Below are 18,838 nucleotides of genomic sequence, written 5' to 3'. Positions count from 1 at the left end.
GTGTGCTCGTTGCGCGCCACTTGCGCGATCGGCAGCCAGACCGTGAACGTCGCGCCGTGGCCGGGCCCGCCGCTTTCCGCGGCGATCCGCCCGCCGTGCAGTTCGACGAACGACCGGCAGATCGCGAGACCGAGCCCGAAGCCGCCGGACGGGGAGCGGCCCGTCGCACCTTCCTGTTCGAACAGGTCGAAGATCGTTTCGAGCGCGCCGGGCGCGATGCCGACGCCGTGATCGACGACGCTGATCGCCACCGACGGTCCGTCGATCCGCGCGCCGACGTCGATCCGGCCGCCGTGCGGCGAAAATTTCGATGCGTTGTCGAGCAGGTTGTGCAGCACCTGCACGAGCCGTGCGTCGTCGCCGTGCAGCACCACGGAGTCGGTCGGCAGGTCGACGCGGATCCACTGCCCGCGGGCGGCCAGCTTGGGCTGGATGCTCTCGACGCCGCGGCACACGATGTCGCGCACGGTGACCGGGCGAGCGTCGAGCTCGACCTTGCCAGCCGTGATGCGCCCGACGTCGAGCAGATCGTCGACGAGCCGCGTCAGTTGCGCGACCTGGCGGTTCACGGCATCGCGACACTGCGCGAGCACGGGCGCCGGATCGGGGAGGCTCTGCAGCACGCCGACCGAATTGCGCAGCGGCGCGAGATGATTGCGCAGCTCGTGCGCGAGCATCGCGATGAAGACGCTGAGCCGGTGCGTCGACGCCTCCAGCTCCTCGAGCCGCTTGCGCTCGGTCATGTCGCGCGTGATCTTGATGAAGCCGCACAGCGCGTGCGTCGCGTCGCGCACCGGCGTGATCGTCACGCTCGCCCAGAACTGCGTGCCGTCCTTGCGCACGCGCCAGCCTTCGTCCTCGAAGTGGCCGTGCGCGGCGGCCACTTCGAGGCCGTGCGCCGGCCGGCCGGCCGCGATCGCGTCGGGCGGATAGAACCGCGAGAAATGGTGGCCGACGATCTCGGCCGCGCGGTAACCCTTGATGCGTTGCGCGCCGGCGTTCCAGGTTGCGACGTTGCCGTCCGGATCGAGCATGAACACCGCGTAGTCGGTGATCGACTCCACCACGGTCTGGAACCGGAATTCGGCGAAGCGGTGCTGCAGATCGCGCGCGTCGGGCGGCGGATGCGGGTGGAAATCGGCGTCGTCTTTCTTCATCGGAGCGGCAGGTCGAAAATACGGGCGGCCGCAGGTCGTCGAACCGCCGCCGGACAAACGGCGGCCGCGCGGATCGAATTGGCACGTCCGAAAGAATAAAGGAACTCGATTCGGCTGATCAATGGGCGCGCATCGGCCGTGCCGTCCGCCGACATGGGCGCCGGCGCGACCGTCGGCGGCCGGCGCGGCATGCCGATTGCACGACCGGACAGTCCGCCTGCCGTGCGGCGGCCATCCGGCCGGCCGCCCGGCGGCACGCCAGGCAAGGAGGCCGACATGAACAGCACCCTGAATCCCGACAACGAACCGGCCGGCCCGGACGACGACAACGCCCGCCGCGGCCGCGACGGCCGGGCGCTGGGCCCGAGCGACTCGTCCGACAGCGGCAGCGACACGGCGGGCGCGCGTCGCCATCCGTTCGACGTCGATTCGCCGCTGGACGACCATGCGCTCGAACGCGGCGACGCGTCGCTCGACAGCGACACGGACCGCGCGGGCACCGGCGAGCGCGCGTCGGCGGATGGCGACTCGACGCTGGAGGAAGGCGCCGATATCGAGCCGGATCGCACCGAGCGGCTGAGCGAGCCGGGCCGGACGGACGAATCGGACGACCCGGACGAGGCCGGCGGCGCGCCATGACGTCCGGCACGCAAAAACTGCAATCGCGTTGCAGATTGGGGCGCCTGGCGGTTTCCCCGGGCTGCGATGCGCAACCGTCGCGGCCCGGCAACGGCGCCGGCACGCGATTTGCATTCACCCGACCGACGCGCGCCGCGACGCGGCATCGGACCGTGCGCGGCGCGGGCGATCAAGGAGAGACACGATGCAACGACGATATCCCGGACGGCATGGCGAGCGTGGCGGCCCGCCCGACTGGCGCGAGCGCAATGAACGCGCGTACCGGGGCGCCGGCGAGCGCGGCATCCCGGACGACCCGGCACGGTGGCCGGAAGAAGACTACGAATCGGCTTACCGCCGATTCGCGAGCGAGGACACGGGCCCCGAAGACTGGGGCAGCGAATGGACGGAGCGCGCGGCGCGGCCGGCCGACCAGCGGCGCGGTGCCGGCGACGCGGACTGGTCGGGTGGCGCGCGCGAGCCGGCGCGGGGCGCCGAGCGCGGCTACGGTGACCCAGGCCGCCGCGCGCAGGGCCGCGAAGGGCGGTACGGCGGCGAGCGCCCGGAATACCGCGGCCATCACCGGATGGGCTGGTACGGCAGCGAGCGCGACATAGGCGACCCCCGAGGCGACCCCCGAGGCGACCCGCGCTACGGCGGCAGCGCCCCCGACCTGTCGCGCTTCGGCAGGGACACCGAACGCGACGCGCTGCGCCATCGCCGCGGTCCGAAAGGCTATACGCGCTCGGACGAGCGGATTCGCGAGGACGTCTGCGAGCGGCTCGCGCATGCGCTCGAGATCGACGTGAGCGACGTCACCGTGCAGGTGAAGGCGGGGCGCGTCGAACTGGAGGGCACGGTGCCGGCGCGCTGGATGAAGCACGACATCGAGGATCTGGCCGACGGTTGCCTGGGCGTGCAGGACGTCGAGAATCGCGTGCGCGTGCGCCGTGACGGCGAACACGATGCCGGCATGGTGCTGCATCCGGATCAGCGGACCGTCACGCCCACCCAGCCGGCCGCGCGCGACCCCGAGCCCGGCACCGTCGTGGGCGGCCGCGAGCGCGAACCGCGCCACTGACCGCCCGTGCGTGAAACGGCCCGCCCCCGACCGCGAGCAATGCGTGCATGACGACCGGAATCGACGAAACGCCCATCAAGGATCGTGAGGCGGCAGCCGGCCGCGCCCCCCGGGGCCGCCGCGACGAGCGCGGCCTGCGGGTGCGGATCGCGGTCGAGCTCTGGCGTGCGATCTGGCATTACCGCACCCGCGTGCTCGCGGCGATCGTGCTGCTGGTGCTCGCGAAAGCGGCGGCCGTGTCGGTGCCGCTGCTGCTCAAGGACATCGTCGACGGCTTCGGCCGCGTGGCCGGCCAGCCGATGGCGTGGCCGGTGCTGCTGCTGTTCGCGTACGCGGTCGTACGCTTCGCATCCAACGCGCTGAACGAAGTGCGCGACATGACCTTCGTGCAGGTCACGCAGCATACGGTCGCGTCGTTTACCGTGCGCACGTTCGGCCACCTGCATCGGCTCGGCGCACGCTTTCATGCGCAGCGCGAGACGGGCGCCGTGGTGCGCGACCTCGAGAAAGGCACGGCCGGGATCGGCTACCTGCTCGGCGTCGCGGTGTTTACGATCGTGCCAACGGCCATCGAGATCGGCTCGGTGCTGGTTATCGTGATCAGCAAGTACGGCGGCGGCTTCACGGCGATCATTTTCGTCACGTTCGCCGTCTACGCCGCGTATACGGTGGTGTTTACGCGCCGGCGCATGCGTTACCAGCGGCGCGTGAACGCGCTCGAGGCCGAGTCGAATTCGCGCGTGGTCGACAGCCTGCTGAACGTCGACACGGTCAAGTATTTCGCACGCGAGGACGTCGAGCGCGACCGGCTCGACCGCGTGCTCGACGAATGGCGCGAGGCCGGCGTGGACAACCAGTACGCGCTGTCGGCGCTGCATATCGGGCAGAGCGCATGCATCGGCGCGGGGATCGCGGCCGTGATGCTGCTCGCCGGGCAGCAGGTCGCGCGCGGCGCGATGACGATCGGCGATCTCGTGCTGATCAACGCGTACATCATCCAGATCAGCCTGCCGCTGAATGCGCTCGGCTTCGTGTTCCGCGAGGCGAACGACGCGATGACGAACATCGAGCGGCTGTTCGGGCTGCTCGATGCGCGCGGCAAGCCGGGCGAGGACGGCGATGCGCCCGGCGCGCAGCCGCTCGTCGTGCGCGGCGGCGCGATCGAGTTCGAGCACGTCGACTTCGGCTACGAGCCGAGCCGGCAGATCCTGTTCGACGTGTCGTTCCGCATCGAGCCCGGGCAGACGATCGCGGTGGTCGGCGGCAGCGGGTCGGGCAAGTCGACGCTCGCGCGGCTGCTGTTCCGGCTGTACCAGCCCGATGCGGGCACGATCCGGATCGACGGTCAGGACTTGCGGCTCGTCACCGAGCGCAGCCTGCGCGACGCGCTCGGCATCGTCCCGCAGGACACCATCCTGTTCAACGACACGCTCGCGTACAACATCGCGTACGGCAAGCGCGACGCGACCCGCGGCGAGGTGATCGCGGCGGCGCGCGGCGCGCAGCTCGACGCGTTCATCGAGCGGCTGCCCGATGCATACGACACGCGCGTCGGCGAGCGCGGCGTACGGCTGTCGGGCGGCGAGCGGCAGCGGGTCGCGATCGCGCGCGCGCTGCTGAAGGCGCCGCCGATCGTCGTGTTCGACGAGGCGACGTCGGCGCTCGACACGCGCTCGGAGCGCGCGATCCAGCAGGAGTTGATGCGCGTCGCGCAGCATCGCACGAGCCTCATCATCGCGCACCGGCTGTCGACCATCGTCGACGCCGATCGCATTCTCGTGATGGAGCACGGCCGGCTCGTCGAGCACGGCACCCACGACGAACTGCTCGAAAGCGGCGGCGTGTATGCGCAGATGTGGTCGCTGCAGGCGAAGCAGCGCGAGCTGGAACGCACGGAAGCGAAGTTCGCGCGGCAGCCGGTGCGGATCAACCCGCTCGTGTCGCAGGTGCTCGATTCGCTGGCGGAGGCGGCCGCGCGGCGCGGCGTGCCGGTGTTTCGCCATGTGTCGGACGAGGATCTCGTCGTCAACGCCGATCCGGCCGCGCTGCGGCGCTTCGTGTGGGAGCTGTGTCGCGGCGCCATCGAAGCGAGCAGCGGCGGGCAGCTCGAGGTGCGCACCGCGCGCCACGACCCGGAAGCGCGCATCACGATCGCGTGCACGGGCGTCGACGCAACGGAACTGTCGCTGATCGATCTCGAACGATTGCAGGACGCGATCGAGGAGGCAGGCGGCTACGTCGTGCGCGAACGCGACGATACCGGCGTGACGCTGCACCTGTCGCTGCCGATGTACGCGGTGGCGCCGGCGTCGATGCAACCCGCCGGCGCCGTGCCGAACCTGGCCGCCGGCGCGGCGGCCACGGCCAAGCCGCTCGACGGCCTGCGCATCGCGTGCGTGGACGATCACGACGAGGCGCGCGAGGCGCTCGGCGCGCTGCTGAAGGTGGCTGGCGCCGACGTGCACGCGTATGCGTCGGGCCAGGCGTTGCTGGACGACCTGTGGCGCGCGCGCCGGGCCGACTGGCCGGCGCTGCTCGTCTGCGACATCGACCTCGGCGACGACGAGGACGATGGTTACGCGGTGATGTCGCGCGTGCGTCAGCTCGACGCCGCGCGCGATCGCGACGGCCGCGCGCCGCTCGAGGCGCTGGCGTTGTCCGGCCATGCGCGCGATCGCGACCGCACGCGCGCGGTCGAAGCCGGTTTCCATGCGTACCTGACCAAGCCCGCGGTAGCGGCCGACCTGATCGCGGCGTTGCGTGCGCTCGCGTTTTCCTCTGGAGAAATCCATGCCGAACCTTCTGAACCCGACGACACCCGAAGCCCTGAACGCGCGTCGCGGCGGTAGTGCGTTCGCCGACCGCCAGGCCGCGGTGGCGGCCGTCGAGCTGCTGCTGCCGACGCTGTCCGCCGCGCTGCAGAGCGACTTCGTCGGCGACAGCGGCTGCCTGCACATCGTGATCATGGACCCGGCGCTCGGCCCGCACGACGCGGCGTTCGAGGACGCGATCCTGTATGAGTTTTCGCTGCCCGACCCGAAGGACTGGGACGCCGACTATCGCGCCTACGCCCGCGCCAAGGCGCGGCTCTCGTGGGAAACGGGCCGCGACGGCCACGTCGTGCAGGCGCTCGAGCCGTATCGGTTGCGCGCGGGCGACACGAACCTGTGGGGCGGTGTCGCGCTCGGCGGCATCGTGGTCGGCGTGTCGGGTGCGCAGCCGTGGTTCGACGAGGCGTTCGCGGGCTGCATCGCGCACTGCCTGCGCGCGCTCGCGAAGCACCGCGCGCAAGCCACGCCCGACGGGCTCGCGATCTGAGGGGCCGCCCAGGCGCGGCGGCCCGGACCCGTTTTTACAGCCGGTTATAAAAAAGCCAGCGGGCGCGTGGCACAGCCCGATGCGGCACGGGCACACGCAGGCCGGCACGGTTTTCGCTGTACCTCATGCACGGACGGTTGTCGCGACAAGTGTCGCCGTCAACCGGATGGATTTCCGACATCGACAGGAGGTGCAGGTGAACGCGACTCACGATCCAGCCAAACCGCCGCTCGCCGGCCGGACCGCACTCGTGACCGGGGGCGGCCGCGGTCTCGGCGAAGCCATTTGCGAAGAGCTTGCGCAGCACGGCGCGCACGTCGTCGTCGCCGATCTCGACGGCGACCGCGCGGCGGCCGTCGCGCAGCGGCTCGAGCGGCACGGCGGACAGGCGGTCGGCCGGCCGCTCGACGTGCGCGACGAGGCATCGGTGCTGCAGGTCGTGCACGACGCGCGCGAATCGCTCGGCGAGCTCGACGTGATCGTCAACAACGCGGCGATCGACGTGACCGCGCCGATCGACGACGTGAGCGTCGACGCGTGGCAGCAGGTGCTGATGACGAACCTGTTCGGCCCGTACCTGATGTGTCACGCGGCCGTGCCGATGATGAAGGCGCGCGGCAACGGGCATATCGTCAACATCGCGTCGACCGCGTCCAAGCGCGCGTGGCCGAACGCGTCCGCGTATCACGCGACGAAGTGGGGGCTGCTCGGGCTGTCGCACGCGCTGCACGCCGAACTGCGGCCGAGCGGCGTGCGCGTGTCGGCGATCGTCGCGGGCGGGATGCGCACGCCGTTCCTGCTCGACCGTTTCCCGGACATCGACGAGGACACGCTGCAGCCGCCGGAGCACGTCGCGGCCGCCGTGCGCTTCGTGCTGACCCAGCCGCCGGGCACCGTGGTGCCGGAGCTGATGGTGCTGCCGATGAAGGAGACGTCATGGCCCTGAAGCGCGAACGGCGGCTGCCCGGCGCGGTGCTGCTCGACAAGGACGGCACGCTGCTCGACGACGTGCCGTACAACGTCGACCCCGCGCGCATGCGCCTCGCGCCGGGCGCCGCGCGCGCGCTGCGCACGCTCGGCGCGACCGGCATGCCGCTGGCGGTCGTGTCGAACCAGCCGGGCGTCGCGCTCGGCCGCTTTACCGAAAACGAGCTTGGCGCGGTCCGCCAGCGCCTCGCCGAACTGTTCGAAGCAAACGGCGCGACGCTGGCGGATTTTTTTTACTGCCCGCATCACCCGCGGGGCAGCGTGCCGCGCTACACCTGTGACTGCATCTGCCGCAAGCCGCGCCCGGGCATGCTGCGCCGCGCGCTGAGCGCGCTTGGTGCCGTGCCCGAATGGAGCTGGATGATCGGCGACATTCTCGACGACGTCGAGGCCGGCCGCACCGCGCGCTGCGGCACGATCCTGGTCGACTGCGGCAATGAGACCGAGTGGCAGCTCAACGCCGCGCGCACGCCGCACCACGTCGTCGATCGCATCGACCTGGCCGCCGACATCGTCGTGCGCGAAGCCGTGCGCCGGCACGGCTCGTGGGTGCGGCGATGAGCACGGCCTGGAGCCGCGCCCGCCGCATCCTGTGCGTGCGGCTCGACAGCATCGGCGACGTGCTGATGACCACGCCCGCGCTGCGCGCGCTGAAGGAGAGCGGCGCCGATCGCCAACTGACGCTGCTGACGTCGCGCACGGGCGCCGCGCTCGCGAAGCATCTGCCGATGGTCGACGACGTGTGGAGCTACGACGCGCCGTGGGTCAAGCATCCCGACGTGCGCGGCGATCCGGTGGCCGATCTCGACATGATCGACCGACTGCTGGCCGGCCGCTTCGACGCGGCCGTGATCTTCACCGTCTACAGCCAGAATCCGTTGCCCGCCGCGATGATGTGCTGGCTCGCCGGCATTCCGCTGCGGCTCGCACATTGCCGCGAGAACCCGTACGAACTGCTGACCGACCGCGTGCCGGAAACCGAGCCGGAATCGCACGTGCGCCACGAGGTCGCGCGCCAGCTCGCGTTGGTGCGCACGGTCGGCGCGAAGACGTCGGACTGGCGGATGGCGTTCGAGCCGGGCGACGCGGCGCGGCGTGCGGTGCACGCGCGCCTGCAGGCCGCGTTGCAGCGCGTCGGCGGCGCGCGTGAGCCGGGAGCGACGCGCGCGCGCTGGCTGGTCGTCCATCCGGGCGCGACCGCCGCGTCGCGGCGCTGGCCGGCCGAGCGCTTCGGCGAAGCGGCCGCCGCGGTCGCGCCGCTGTTCGACGGCATCGCGGTGACGGGCAGCGCGAACGAACGCGCGCTGGTCGACGCGGTGTGCGAACGGGCGGGGCCGCGCGCGGTGCCGCTGGCCGGCGTGTTGCCGCTCGGCGAACTCGGCGCGCTGATCGAGACGGCCGACCTGCTGCTGTCGAACAATAGCGGCCCCGTGCATCTCGCGGCCGCGCTCGGCACGCCGGTGGTCGACCTGTACGCGCTGACCAATCCGCAGCACACGCCGTGGCGGGTGCCGCACCGTGTGCTGAACGTCGACGTGCCGTGCCGCAACTGCTATCGCAGCGTGTGCAACCAGCCCGGCCATCCGTGCCTGCGCGGCGTGAGCGTCGACGACGTCGCCGCCGCCGTGCACGCATTGCTGCGCGGCCGCGCGCGCCATGCGCAACGCGCGGCCGAGCGGGCTGCCGCCCACGACGAAGGCGAGCCGGTCGCGGCGCACGCATCGAACGTGATTCCGTTCGCGCACGTCATCACGAGGAACTGACGCATGCCTGAATCGACCTATACGCTCGGCATCAACGCCGCCTTCCACGACAGCGCCGCGTGCATCGTGCGCGACGGCGTCGTGATCGCGGCGGCCGAGGACGAACGCTTCACGCACGTGAAGCACGCGAAGCGCCCGGTGCCGTTCTCGACCTGGGAGCTGCCTTTCCACGCGATCGACTATTGCCTCGCGGAAGCCGGCATCACGCTCGCGGATGTCGACCACGTCGCGTATTCGTACGACCCGTGGTTCGAACTCGACCGCGAAGGCACGGCGCCGGCACTGACCTTGCCGCTGTCGCCGTCCGCGCATGCGCCGCGCGAGGATGGCGCGTCGCCGTGGCATCCGCTGTTCCTGTCGTCGATCGTCAACGCGCCGCGCCAGCTCGCGGGCGGCGCGCCGCATCACCTGCAGCGGCGCTTTCGCGGCGTCACGCACGACGGGCCGTTCCGCTGGCATTTCATCGAACACCATCTCGCGCACGAGGCGAGCGCGTTTCTCGCGGCGCCGTTCGAGCGCTGCGCGGTGATGACGATGGACGGGCGCGGCGAGCGCGCGACGACGAGCTACGGCGTGTTCGACGGCCGCGCGTACCGGCGGCTCGGGCAGGTCAACCTGCCGCATTCGCTCGGGCTGCTGTACGAGCGCTTGACCCGCTATCTCGGCTTCCTGCACTCGTCCGACGAATACAAGGTGATGGCGCTCGCGTCGTACGGCAAGCCGGTGTTCGCCGACGAGATGCGCAAGCTGGTGCGGTATCGCGGCGAAGGGCGCTACGACGTGCTCGACGCGGATCTCGCGGCGCTGTTCGGCCCGGCGCGCGAACGCGGCGGCCCGATCGAGCCGCATCACTGCGACATCGCGCATGCGTTGCAACTGGTGCTCGAGGAGACGACGCTGCAGGCGGTCGACTGGCTCGCCGCCGAGACCGGCGAGCGGCAGCTCGCGATGGCGGGCGGCGTCGCGCTGAATTGCGTGATGAACGCGCGGATTCGCGATCGCGGCCCGTTCGACGACGTATGGGTGCAGCCGGCCGCCGGCGATGCGGGCACCGCGCTCGGCGCCGCGCTGTGGACCGACTTCCGGATGCGCGGTGCGCGCGGCGACTGGCGGATGGATCACGCGTATCTCGGGCCGGCGTACGACGACGACGCGATCGAGGCGTTCCTGAAGGAAGCGCAACTGCCGTACCGGCGCCTTGCCGACGTCGCCGCGCAGACGGCCGCGCTGCTCGCGGCGAACCGCGTGATCGGCTGGTTCCAGGGGCGCATGGAGTTCGGCCCGCGCGCGCTCGGCGCACGGTCGATCCTCGCGTCGCCGATCGATCCGGACATGCAGCAGAAGCTGAACCGGATCAAGGATCGCGAGGATTTCCGGCCGGTCGCGCCGGTCGTGCTCGAAGACCGTGCGCATCACTGGTTCAGCGGCGGCCGGCGCACGCCGCTGCGCGCGCCGTTCATGCTGTTCGTGTACGACGTCGTGCCCGAGCGCGCCGCGAAGATTCCGGCGGTGCGTCACATCGACGGCACCGCGCGCGTGCAGACCGTCGACGAAACTCAGCATCCGCTGTTGCATGCGTTGCTGACCGAGTTCGACGCGCTCACCGGCGTGCCGGTGCTCGTCAACACGTCGTTCAACACGCGCGGCGAACCGATCGTGTGCTCGCCGCGCGACGCGATCGAATGCTTCTGGACCTCGCCGCTCGATGCGCTCGTGATCGGCCCGTTTCTGCTGGAGAAGCCGCGATGAACATGCGCGACACGCACCTGCCGCCCGTGGTGTCGGTGGTCGTGCCGACCTACCGGCGGCCCGATCTGCTCGAACGCTGCCTCGACGCGCTGTGCGTGCAGGTGTTCGATCCGACCACCTACGAGATCGTCGTCGTGGACGACGATCCGGCCGGCAGTGCGCGCGCCGTCGTCGATGCGTGCCGCGCACGCGTGACCGACGTGCCGGTGATTCGCTACATGACCGCGCCCGACACGCAAGGCCCGGCCGGCGCGCGCAACGTCGGCTGGCGCAGCGCGGGCGGTGCGCTGATCGCGTTCACCGACGACGACACGATCCCCGATCCGACCTGGCTGCGCCACGGCGCGGCCGCGCTGCTGGCCGAGCCGTCGGCCGCGGCCGCGGCCGGCCGGATCGACGTGCCGTTGCGGCCGCGCCCGACCGACTACGAACGCGACGCGGCGGGGCTCGCGCATGCGGAATTCGCGACCGCGAACTGCTTCGTGCGGCGCGCGGCGCTCGAACGCATCGGCGGCTTCGACGAACGCTTCACCCGCGCGTGGCGCGAGGACGCCGACCTGATGTTCGCGCTGCGCGAGCATGCGGGACCGATCGTCGACGCCGACGCCGCGCGCATCGTGCATCCGGTGCGCCCCGCGCGCTGGGGATCGAGCATCGGCGCGCAGTCGAAGGTGTATTTCGATGCGCTGTTGTACAAGAAGCATCGCACGACCTACCGGCGTCATATCCGGCCGGTGCCGCCCTGGCATTACTACGCGGCCGTGCTCGCCGCGCTCGGCGCGATCGGCTGTTTCGCGGCCGGCTGGCCGGCGCCGGCCATCGTGTGCGCGGCGGTGTGGGCCGCGATCACTGCGGGGTTCTGCGCGAAACGGCTGCGCGGCACGCAGCTCACGGTGTCGCATGTGGCCGAGATGATCGTCACGTCCATCGCGATTCCGCCCGTGTCGCTGTACTGGCGCATGCGCGGCGCGCTTCACTTCAGGGTGTTATTCCTATGAAGCTCGATCCCGGCGTCGATTCCGACGGCTCGCGCGGCCCGAAGCGGATCGCGGTGTTCCGCGCGTTGCAGCTCGGCGACATGCTGTGCGCGGTGCCCGCGCTGCGCGCGCTGCGACGCGGCGAACCGGATGCGCGCATCACGCTGATCGGGCTGCCGTGGGCGCGCGAGTTCGCATCGCGCTTTTCCGATTACATCGACAGCTTCATCGCCTTCCCCGGCGCGCCGGGACTAGGCGAACAGCCCGAACTCGACGCGGCCACGCGCGAGGCATTCATCGCCGAATGCCGCTCGCGCGACTTCGATCTCGCGATCCAGCTGCACGGCAGCGGCGCGCACACGAACGCGATCGTCGCGTCGCTCGGCGCGACGCGCACGGCCGGCTTCGTGCCGGCCGACGGCGGCACGACCGCGCTCGACTGCGCGCTCGTGTGGCGCGACGACGAACCCGAAGTGACGCGCTATCTGGCGCTCACGCGCAAGCTCGGCTACGCGGACTGGGGCGACTACCTCGAATTCCCGCTCGGCGGCCTCGACTACGCGCTGTGGCACGTGCTCTGCGACGAACACGCGCTCGACCCCGGCCGCTACGTGATCGTCCATCCCGGCGCGCGGATGGCGTCGCGACGCTGGCCGGTCGAACGCTTCGCGCACGCCGCGCGGCAGCTCGCCGACGACGGCTGGCAGATCGTGCTGACCGGCACGCGCGCGGAACTGGCGCTGGCGAGCGCGTTCGCCGAGCATCTCGGACAGCCGTGCGTGAACCTGTGCGGCCGCACGCCGCTCGGCGCGCTGGCCGCGCTGATCGCCCGCGCGCGGCTGCTGTTGTGCAACGACACGGGCGTATCGCACGTCGCGGCCGCGCTTGGCACGCCGAGCATCGTCGTCGCGTGCGGCAGCGATACGGCCCGCTGGGCGCCGCTCGACACCGAGCGTCATCATGTGCTCGCGAACTACCCGCCGTGCCGGCCGTGCATGTTCGATACGTGCCCGTACGGGCACGAGTGCGCGACGGCGATCGGCGTCGGCGACGTGATCGGCCGGGCGGGTGAACTGCTCGCGGAGGAGAGACGTCATGTCACGTAAGCGGTTGCGCGTGCTCACCTGGCACGTGCATGGCAACTACCTGTATTACCTGTCGCAGGCGCCGCACGATTTCTACATCGTGACGAAACCGCAGCATCCGCCTGGCTATGCGGGCCGCGTCGGGCACCTGCCGTGGGGCGACAACGTGCACGAGGTGCCGGCCGAGTGCGTGCGCGACACCGAATTCGACTGCGTGCTGTACCAGCACGCGAAGCACTACCAGCACGACCGCCTGCGGCTGCTGAGCGAAGCGCAGCGCGCGCTGCCGACGCTGTTCGTCGAGCACGATCCGCCGCGCGAGCATCCGACCGACACGCTGCATCCGGTGCAGGACCCGAACGTATTGCTGGTGCACGTGACGCCGTTCAACGCGCTGATGTGGGACAACGGCGTGACGCCGACGCGCGTGATCGAGCATGGCGTGCTGATGCCCGAAGGTGTCGAGTATCACGGCACGCTGCCGAAGGGCGTGGCCGTCGTGAACAACCTCGCGCGCCGCGGCCGGCGCCTCGGCGCGGACCTGTTCGAGGTCGTGCGGCACAGCGTGCCGATCGATCTGGTCGGGATGGGGTCGAGCGAGTTTGGCGGGATCGGCGAGGTGCCGAACCCGGCGCTGCCGCAGTTCCTGTCGCACTACCGGTTCTTCTTCAATCCGATCCGCTATACGAGCCTCGGGCTCGCGGTGATCGAGGCGATGATGATCGGGTTGCCGATCGTCGCGCTGGCGACGACCGAGATGGCGCAACTCGTGAAGACCGGCAGCAACGGCGTGGCCGATACGCGGCCGGCCGTGCTGATCGACGCGATGCGGATGCTGATCCGCGATCCGGAACTGGCGCGCGAGTGGGGCGCGGCGGCCAAACGCGACGCGTGCGAGCGATTCGGCATCGAGCGGTTCGCGCGCGACTGGGACGCCGCATTGCGCGACGTGACGGGGTGACGGCGTGATGGCGTGACGGCGGCGTGACCCGCCGCACTTACGGCATCGTCGCGGGCGGCGAAGTGGAGGCGCTGCCGCCGTTCGACGCGTTCGCGGCCGGCGGCGCGCTGCCGCTGGCTGCATTGCGCTCGCTTTCGGGCAGCAGCGCGAGCCGGTTGTACAGCGTTTTCAGGCTGATGCCGAGCGCCTTGGCGGTGCGCGGCTTGTCGCCGTTGAAATGCCGCAGTGACGCGACGATGAAGCGCTGCTGCGTATGCGCGAGCGTCGTGCCGATATGCAGCGTCATCGCGTTGTGACGCACTTCCTCGCGCGGCGGCGGGCGGCGCGGCAACTGCAGCTCGATCTGCTCGTCGGCGAGGATGAACGCGCGCTCCAGCGTATTGCGCAGTTCGCGCACGTTGCCGGGCCACGTGTACGCGCGCAGCGCCTTCATCGCCTGTGTCGACAGCCGTTTGCGCGTGCGGTGCCGCGCGTTCAGCCGTTCGACGATCTGCAGTGCGATGTCGCCGACGTCGTCCTCGCGCTGCCGGAGCGCGGGCACGTGCAGCGCGATCGGTGCAATCCGGTAGAACAGGTCTTCGCGCAGCGCGCCGCTGCGCAACGCCTCGACCGGATCGTGATGCGTGGCCGCGACGATCCGCACGTCGAGCGGGATCGCCTCGTGGCCGCCCACGCGCATGATCGTGTTGGTTTCGAGCGTGCGCAGCAGCTTGACCTGCAATTCGAGCGGCATCTCGGCGATCTCGTCGAGAAACAGCGTGCCGCCGCGCGCGGCTTCGAACATGCCCACATGTTGTGCAACGGCACCCGTGAAGCTGCCTTTTTCGTGACCGAACAACTGCGACTCCGCGATGTCCTTCGGAATCGCGCCGCAATTGACGGGCACGAACGGCCCGCGCCGGCGCGGGCTCATGTCGTGAATGAGCCGGGCGACGATATCCTTGCCGGCCCCGCTTTCGCCGACCACCAGCACACTCACGCGGGTGGCGGCGACGCGCGACACTTTCAGCAGCAGATCCTGAATTGTTCGCGAACGGCCGAACAGTCGCGTGCCGTCATCGTCGGATTTCGACATGGAGTAATAACCGGGTTGGGAAGTTTTGACCGAATGTGTCGGGACCAGGTAAAAAGGACGTGGCACACGTCTCCTTTCACGTACTCAGAATACCTTTTATACCGATTCGTCGACATTGAATCTGGCAATGCGATTTACGGCGACAGATAGATTTATTCGATGAGCGGCGAATGCACGACGTCGTTCTTCTATACTGCTAAGCACTCGTTTTCAGTGCAGGACAGCCTGTCTGCCCGTTCGTGTGCAGCGTCGAAGATGATGACGCGCATGACGCTGCACGTGCCGCGGTGCTGGCCGATGCACGCGCCGGGCCGCATTACAAGGAGCCTTGATGCCTTACGTCCTGATCGTCGAAGACGACGCCGATACGCGAACGATGCTCGCCACGCTCGCACGCACGCAGCAATTGACGTGCGATACGGCCGCGACGCTTGAAGAAGCGCGCACGCTCGTCTCGACGCATACCCCCGATCTCGTGCTGTGCGACCTCGTGCTGCCCGACGGCAACGGGATGGATCTGTTCGACGCATTGCCCAAGCGCGCACATTGCGAAATAGTATTGACCACTGGCCACGCGAGCCTCGAAACCGCGATCGACGCATTGCGCCGCGGCGCGACCGATTACCTGGTGAAGCCGCTCAACATGCAGCGGCTGAACAGCATCTTCGCGCGCGTGCCGCGCACGACCGCGCTGCACGAGGAAATCGCCGAGTTGCGCTCGGAATTGCAGCGCCTCGGCCGTTTCGGCCGCATGCTGGGCAGCTCGCCCGCGATGCAGGCCGTGTACGACGCGATCGGCCGCGTCGCGCGCACCGAAGCGTCGGTGCTGCTCACCGGCGAGTCGGGCACCGGCAAGGAACTTGCCGCGCAGACGGTGCACGACTTGAGCCTGCGCCGCCGCGGCCCGTTCCTCGCGGTGAACTGCGGCGCGATCGCCGCGAATCTCGTCGAGAGCGAGATGTTCGGTCACGACCGCGGCAGCTTCACCGGCGCGGAACGTCAGCACAAGGGCTTCTTCGAACGCGCGGACGGCGGCACGCTGTTTCTCGACGAAATCACCGAGATGCCGCTCGAATCGCAGGTCAAGCTGCTGCGCGTGCTGGAGACCGGGCGCGTCACGCGGCTCGGCTCGACGCGCGAGATCGACGTCGACGTGCGCATCGTCGCCGCGACCAATCGCGACCCGGAAGCCGCGATGGCGGACGGCAAGCTGCGGCCCGACCTGTTCCACCGGATCAACGTGTTCCCGATTCCGCTGCCGTCGCTGCGCGAACGCGGCGACGATATCCCGATGCTCGCCGACGCGTTCCTGCAGCGCTACAACGAAGAGAGCGGCCGCAACCTGCGCTTCTCGCCGGCCGCCCGCGAAGCGCTGAAGACCTACGAATGGCCCGGCAACGTGCGCGAGCTGCGCAACTTCGTGCAGCGCGCGAGCATCTTCACCGACGCCGACGTGATCGACACATTGCCGCCGCCGATCATGGACGAGCTGTCCAGCATGGTCGATTCGCATGAAGATCGCGTGACGGTGCCGTTCGGCACGCCGCTCGAGGAAGTCGACCGCAAGCTGATCCTCGGCACGATCGCGCAATGCGGCGGCGTGAAGGCGCAAGCGGCCGAGGTGCTCGACGTCAGCCTGAAGACGATCTACAACCGGCTCGCGCAACTGGAAGACGAAGCGGAGAAGCCGGATTCCTGATGCCGCTACGACCGCGCTCATGTTTCCGTTCCGGCCTCGCGGCGCGTATCGCGCTCGAGGCGGCGGCGCATGCGTTCGACGTGCGGCGGGATCGTGCGTCGTTCGCGCAGGATCCATGGCAGGCCGGCGAACGTGCGTACGATCGCGCGTTCGCGGCGCAGCAGCGGCAGCATGCGCAGGGTATGCCGCCACGCGGCCGTGGCCGGCCACCTGAGCCACGCGGTCCATACCGCGTTGCGGGCAGCGGTGCGCGCGCGCGTGGGCCGGTCGCGCTGCAGCGACGGGTAGTGATGGACGGTCAGGCGCGGTGCATACACGAGCCAGTGCCCCGCGCGATACAGGTCGAGCGCGAGCAGCGCTTCCTCGCCGCCGAGGAAGTAGTGCGGATGGTAGCCGCCCGCGCGCATGAACGCGTCGCGCCGGAACGCGGTCGCGCCAGCCAGCAGCCCGAGGATCGGCCGGCCCGGCAGCGCGACGGGCGCGTCGAGCGGGCTGTCGGCCATCAGCCGGCAGGTCGGGTCCTCGCGTTCGTCGGGGCCGACCAGCACGCGCGCGGTGACGGCCGCGACGTGCGGATACGCGTCGAGCAGGTTCGCGGCTTCGGCGATCGAGCCGGGCGCCCACCACGTGTCGTCGTCGCAGAACGCAACGTGGCGCGTGCGGGCGACGGCGACGCCGAGGTTGCGGCCGGCCGCGCCCAAGTTGCCCGGCGCATGCACCAGCGCGACATGCGGAAAGCGGTCGCGGATCAGCGTGGCCGTGTCGGCGTCCGCCGCGTTGTCGACGACGACGATCGCCGGCCGGTCGGGCAGCACGGACAGGTGTTCGAGCGTGCGCGCGAGTTCGGCGGCGCGCCGGCAGGTCAGCACGATCGCGGTCACGCGCGGCTCGCCCGGCAGCAGCGCGACGCGCGCGGGCGTTACGCGGACGTGACGTCGCATTCGAGCCGCCAGATCGTTTCGGGTTCGCGGAGAGCGGCACGCATATGAGGTTCCAGCAGCGTTACCTGGCTCGCGTACGCATCGACGGCGGCGGCTTTCGCGGCGACGCTGTTCGTGTCGCCGGCGGCCGGCACCGCGACCGGATGCGCGGTCCAGCCGCGCTCCCGCCATTCGATCACGCGCCTGGCCATCAGCCCGTCGATGCGGCGATACGGCACGTCCTCGTAGAAGCGCCAGACGTGCGACGGATCGTCGGCACGCAGCAGCGACAGCATGGCCGCCTGCACTTGCAGATGATCGCGGTGGAACAGGCCGGCCGGCGCGAGCACGCCGAAGCCCGGGTGCGCGTCGAGCGCCGCGGCCACGCATGTCGCGATCGCGGTCGACGTCGTCGGTACGCCGTACTGATCGTCGAGGAAATCGAGCCACACGGGGCGGGCGTCGAGCAGCGCGAGCGCGCGGCGGTCTTCGTCGCGGCGCGCGCGCACCGCTTCGTCGGCATGGCGGAAGCCCGCGCGCTGATCCCACGGGGGCGCGGGCGTGCCGTGCGGCGGGATGCCCGCGAACACGGTGACGACGATCGAGCCGGGCGCCTGCGCGAGCAGTTGCCCGCAACTGAAGACGGCATCGTCGAGATGCGGCGAGACGACGAGCCAGCGTGTCGGGTCGGGCATGGCGTGAAGTTCTCCATCGTGAGCGGCCGGGCCGCCGGTTCCGATCGGCCAGCATGCGTCGTGCCCGCGGGCGGCGCCCGCGCCGGCCGCTGTCGAGTGTCCCCGCAGGAGCGTGTCCAATGACCGAAATTGCACGGCCGCAGGCCGGAAATTACGCAACGGCCGTGATGCTGGTCGCGATCGCGACCGTGTTGCAGACGCTCGCGATCCGGTTCGGCGGCGTGAATCTGCCGTTCGTGCTGTATTACCCGCTGCTCGCCGGCGCCGCGTGGGCGACGTCGTTCGTGTTCGGCATCGTGTCGACGGTGGTCAGCGGGCTGCTCGTCTGGACGCTGTTCCTGTCCGATCCGGCCGCCTATACGACGCCGCTGCCCGACCGGCTCGTGCAGCTCGGCACGTTCATCCTGATCGGCGCGCTGGTGTGCGCGGTCGCGTCGCTGCTGCATCACACGCGGCTGACGAACGATCGCGCGCGCCGACGCGAGGCGGCCGCGCGCCGGCAGTTCGAGGCCGTGCTGCGCGCCTTGCCGCACGGCGTGATCGCGACCGACCCGAACGGGCGGCTCACCTATCTCAACGCGGCCGCGGCCAAACTCGTCGGCTGCCGGCCGGACGAGGCGGTGGGGCTGCCGGTGCGCGACGTGCTGCGGATCGTCGATCACGAAGGCCGCCGCGTGCCGACCACGCCGCTCGACCATGCGCTCGGCGGCGCCGAGGCGACGTCCGACCGGCACTGGCTGCAGGCCGGCAGCG

At 70.4% G+C, this 18,838-nt stretch carries 17 protein-coding genes; 13 read left to right on the top strand and 4 right to left on the bottom strand.

Translation table 11 applies throughout. The annotated features are described in order from the left end of the window. Positions 1 to 1,157: PAS domain-containing sensor histidine kinase (locus tag H3O04_RS23705; protein WP_202588558.1), on the bottom strand; the 1,157-nt coding region annotated here is incomplete at its 3' end. Between the two features lie 276 nt (positions 1,158 to 1,433). On the opposite strand from H3O04_RS23705, the gene H3O04_RS23700 reads away from it, so the two are divergent. The 11 genes from H3O04_RS23700 (at position 1,434) to H3O04_RS23650 (ending at position 13,696) form a co-directional block, all read left to right on the top strand. After that, positions 1,434 to 1,796: a hypothetical protein gene (locus H3O04_RS23700; protein ID WP_041489313.1), complete on the top strand. Its 363-nt coding sequence runs from the start codon at positions 1,434 to 1,436 to the stop codon at positions 1,794 to 1,796. 184 nt (positions 1,797 to 1,980) lie between these two features. Continuing rightward, on the top strand, positions 1,981 to 2,856 hold the full coding sequence (locus H3O04_RS23695; RefSeq protein ID WP_202588557.1) for a BON domain-containing protein: 876 nt from the start codon (positions 1,981 to 1,983) through the stop codon (positions 2,854 to 2,856). A gap of 47 nt (positions 2,857 to 2,903) precedes the next feature. Continuing rightward, on the top strand, positions 2,904 to 5,705 hold the full coding sequence (locus H3O04_RS23690) for an ABC transporter transmembrane domain-containing protein (RefSeq protein WP_237666398.1): 2,802 nt from the start codon (positions 2,904 to 2,906) through the stop codon (positions 5,703 to 5,705). Continuing rightward, positions 5,647 to 6,174, top strand: coding sequence for a hypothetical protein (locus H3O04_RS23685; protein ID WP_034196537.1), 528 nt, complete (start codon positions 5,647 to 5,649; stop codon positions 6,172 to 6,174). The genes H3O04_RS23690 and H3O04_RS23685 overlap by 59 nt, the downstream gene beginning before the upstream one ends. A gap of 196 nt (positions 6,175 to 6,370) precedes the next feature. Further along, positions 6,371 to 7,120 carry an SDR family oxidoreductase gene (locus H3O04_RS23680; RefSeq protein WP_012336587.1) on the top strand — a complete coding sequence of 250 codons (750 nt, stop codon included), beginning with the start codon at positions 6,371 to 6,373 and terminating at the stop codon, positions 7,118 to 7,120. Beyond that, positions 7,111 to 7,722 (top strand): D-glycero-alpha-D-manno-heptose-1,7-bisphosphate 7-phosphatase, encoded by a 612-nt coding sequence (locus tag H3O04_RS23675; RefSeq protein ID WP_011545589.1) that lies wholly within the window; start codon positions 7,111 to 7,113, stop codon positions 7,720 to 7,722. Before H3O04_RS23680 ends, H3O04_RS23675 begins: the two co-directional genes overlap by 10 nt. Beyond that, positions 7,719 to 8,924, top strand: a complete 1,206-nt coding sequence (locus tag H3O04_RS23670) for a glycosyltransferase family 9 protein (RefSeq protein ID WP_202588556.1) — start codon at positions 7,719 to 7,721, stop codon at positions 8,922 to 8,924. Before H3O04_RS23675 ends, H3O04_RS23670 begins: the two co-directional genes overlap by 4 nt. Before the next feature lie 3 nt (positions 8,925 to 8,927). Next, positions 8,928 to 10,673 carry a carbamoyltransferase family protein gene (locus tag H3O04_RS23665; protein WP_105797980.1) on the top strand — a complete coding sequence of 582 codons (1,746 nt, stop codon included), beginning with the start codon at positions 8,928 to 8,930 and terminating at the stop codon, positions 10,671 to 10,673. Next, complete coding sequence (locus H3O04_RS23660) at positions 10,670 to 11,671, top strand: glycosyltransferase family 2 protein (RefSeq protein ID WP_202588555.1); 1,002 nt, start codon at positions 10,670 to 10,672, stop codon at positions 11,669 to 11,671. The genes H3O04_RS23665 and H3O04_RS23660 overlap by 4 nt, the downstream gene beginning before the upstream one ends. Next, positions 11,668 to 12,756, top strand: a complete 1,089-nt coding sequence (locus H3O04_RS23655; protein ID WP_202588554.1) for a glycosyltransferase family 9 protein — start codon at positions 11,668 to 11,670, stop codon at positions 12,754 to 12,756. Before H3O04_RS23660 ends, H3O04_RS23655 begins: the two co-directional genes overlap by 4 nt. Next, positions 12,746 to 13,696 carry a glycosyltransferase gene (locus H3O04_RS23650; protein WP_202588553.1) on the top strand — a complete coding sequence of 317 codons (951 nt, stop codon included), beginning with the start codon at positions 12,746 to 12,748 and terminating at the stop codon, positions 13,694 to 13,696. Before H3O04_RS23655 ends, H3O04_RS23650 begins: the two co-directional genes overlap by 11 nt. Before the next feature lie 37 nt (positions 13,697 to 13,733). On the opposite strand, the gene H3O04_RS23645 is transcribed toward H3O04_RS23650, so the two are convergent. Then, positions 13,734 to 14,771 carry a sigma-54 interaction domain-containing protein gene (locus H3O04_RS23645; protein WP_202588552.1) on the bottom strand — a complete coding sequence of 346 codons (1,038 nt, stop codon included), beginning with the start codon at positions 14,769 to 14,771 and terminating at the stop codon, positions 13,734 to 13,736. A gap of 331 nt (positions 14,772 to 15,102) precedes the next feature. On the opposite strand from H3O04_RS23645, the gene H3O04_RS23640 reads away from it, so the two are divergent. Further along, positions 15,103 to 16,470 (top strand): sigma-54-dependent transcriptional regulator, encoded by a 1,368-nt coding sequence (locus H3O04_RS23640; protein WP_080323330.1) that lies wholly within the window; start codon positions 15,103 to 15,105, stop codon positions 16,468 to 16,470. A gap of 17 nt (positions 16,471 to 16,487) precedes the next feature. Here H3O04_RS23640 and H3O04_RS23635 read toward each other — a convergent pair whose 3' ends face one another. Together H3O04_RS23635 and H3O04_RS23630 are read right to left on the bottom strand one after the other, a co-directional pair. Then, positions 16,488 to 17,411 (bottom strand): glycosyltransferase family 2 protein, encoded by a 924-nt coding sequence (locus H3O04_RS23635; protein ID WP_202588551.1) that lies wholly within the window; start codon positions 17,409 to 17,411, stop codon positions 16,488 to 16,490. Continuing rightward, a complete protein-coding gene (locus H3O04_RS23630; RefSeq protein WP_202588550.1) occupies positions 17,390 to 18,085 on the bottom strand; it encodes a PIG-L family deacetylase in 696 nt (231 codons plus the stop codon). Before H3O04_RS23630 ends, H3O04_RS23635 begins: the two co-directional genes overlap by 22 nt. Positions 18,086 to 18,204: 119 nt before the next feature. Here H3O04_RS23630 and H3O04_RS23625 point away from each other — a divergent pair. Further along, the coding region (locus tag H3O04_RS23625) for a PAS domain-containing protein (protein ID WP_202588549.1) at positions 18,205 to 18,838 on the top strand (634 nt) is incomplete at its 3' end.

This window comes from Burkholderia sp. KCJ3K979 (assembly GCF_016759955.1).
GTDB classification, from domain to species: domain Bacteria; phylum Pseudomonadota; class Gammaproteobacteria; order Burkholderiales; family Burkholderiaceae; genus Burkholderia; species Burkholderia orbicola.
Note: the sequence above shows the minus strand (reverse complement) of the source record. Positions and strands in the feature narration are given on the sequence as shown.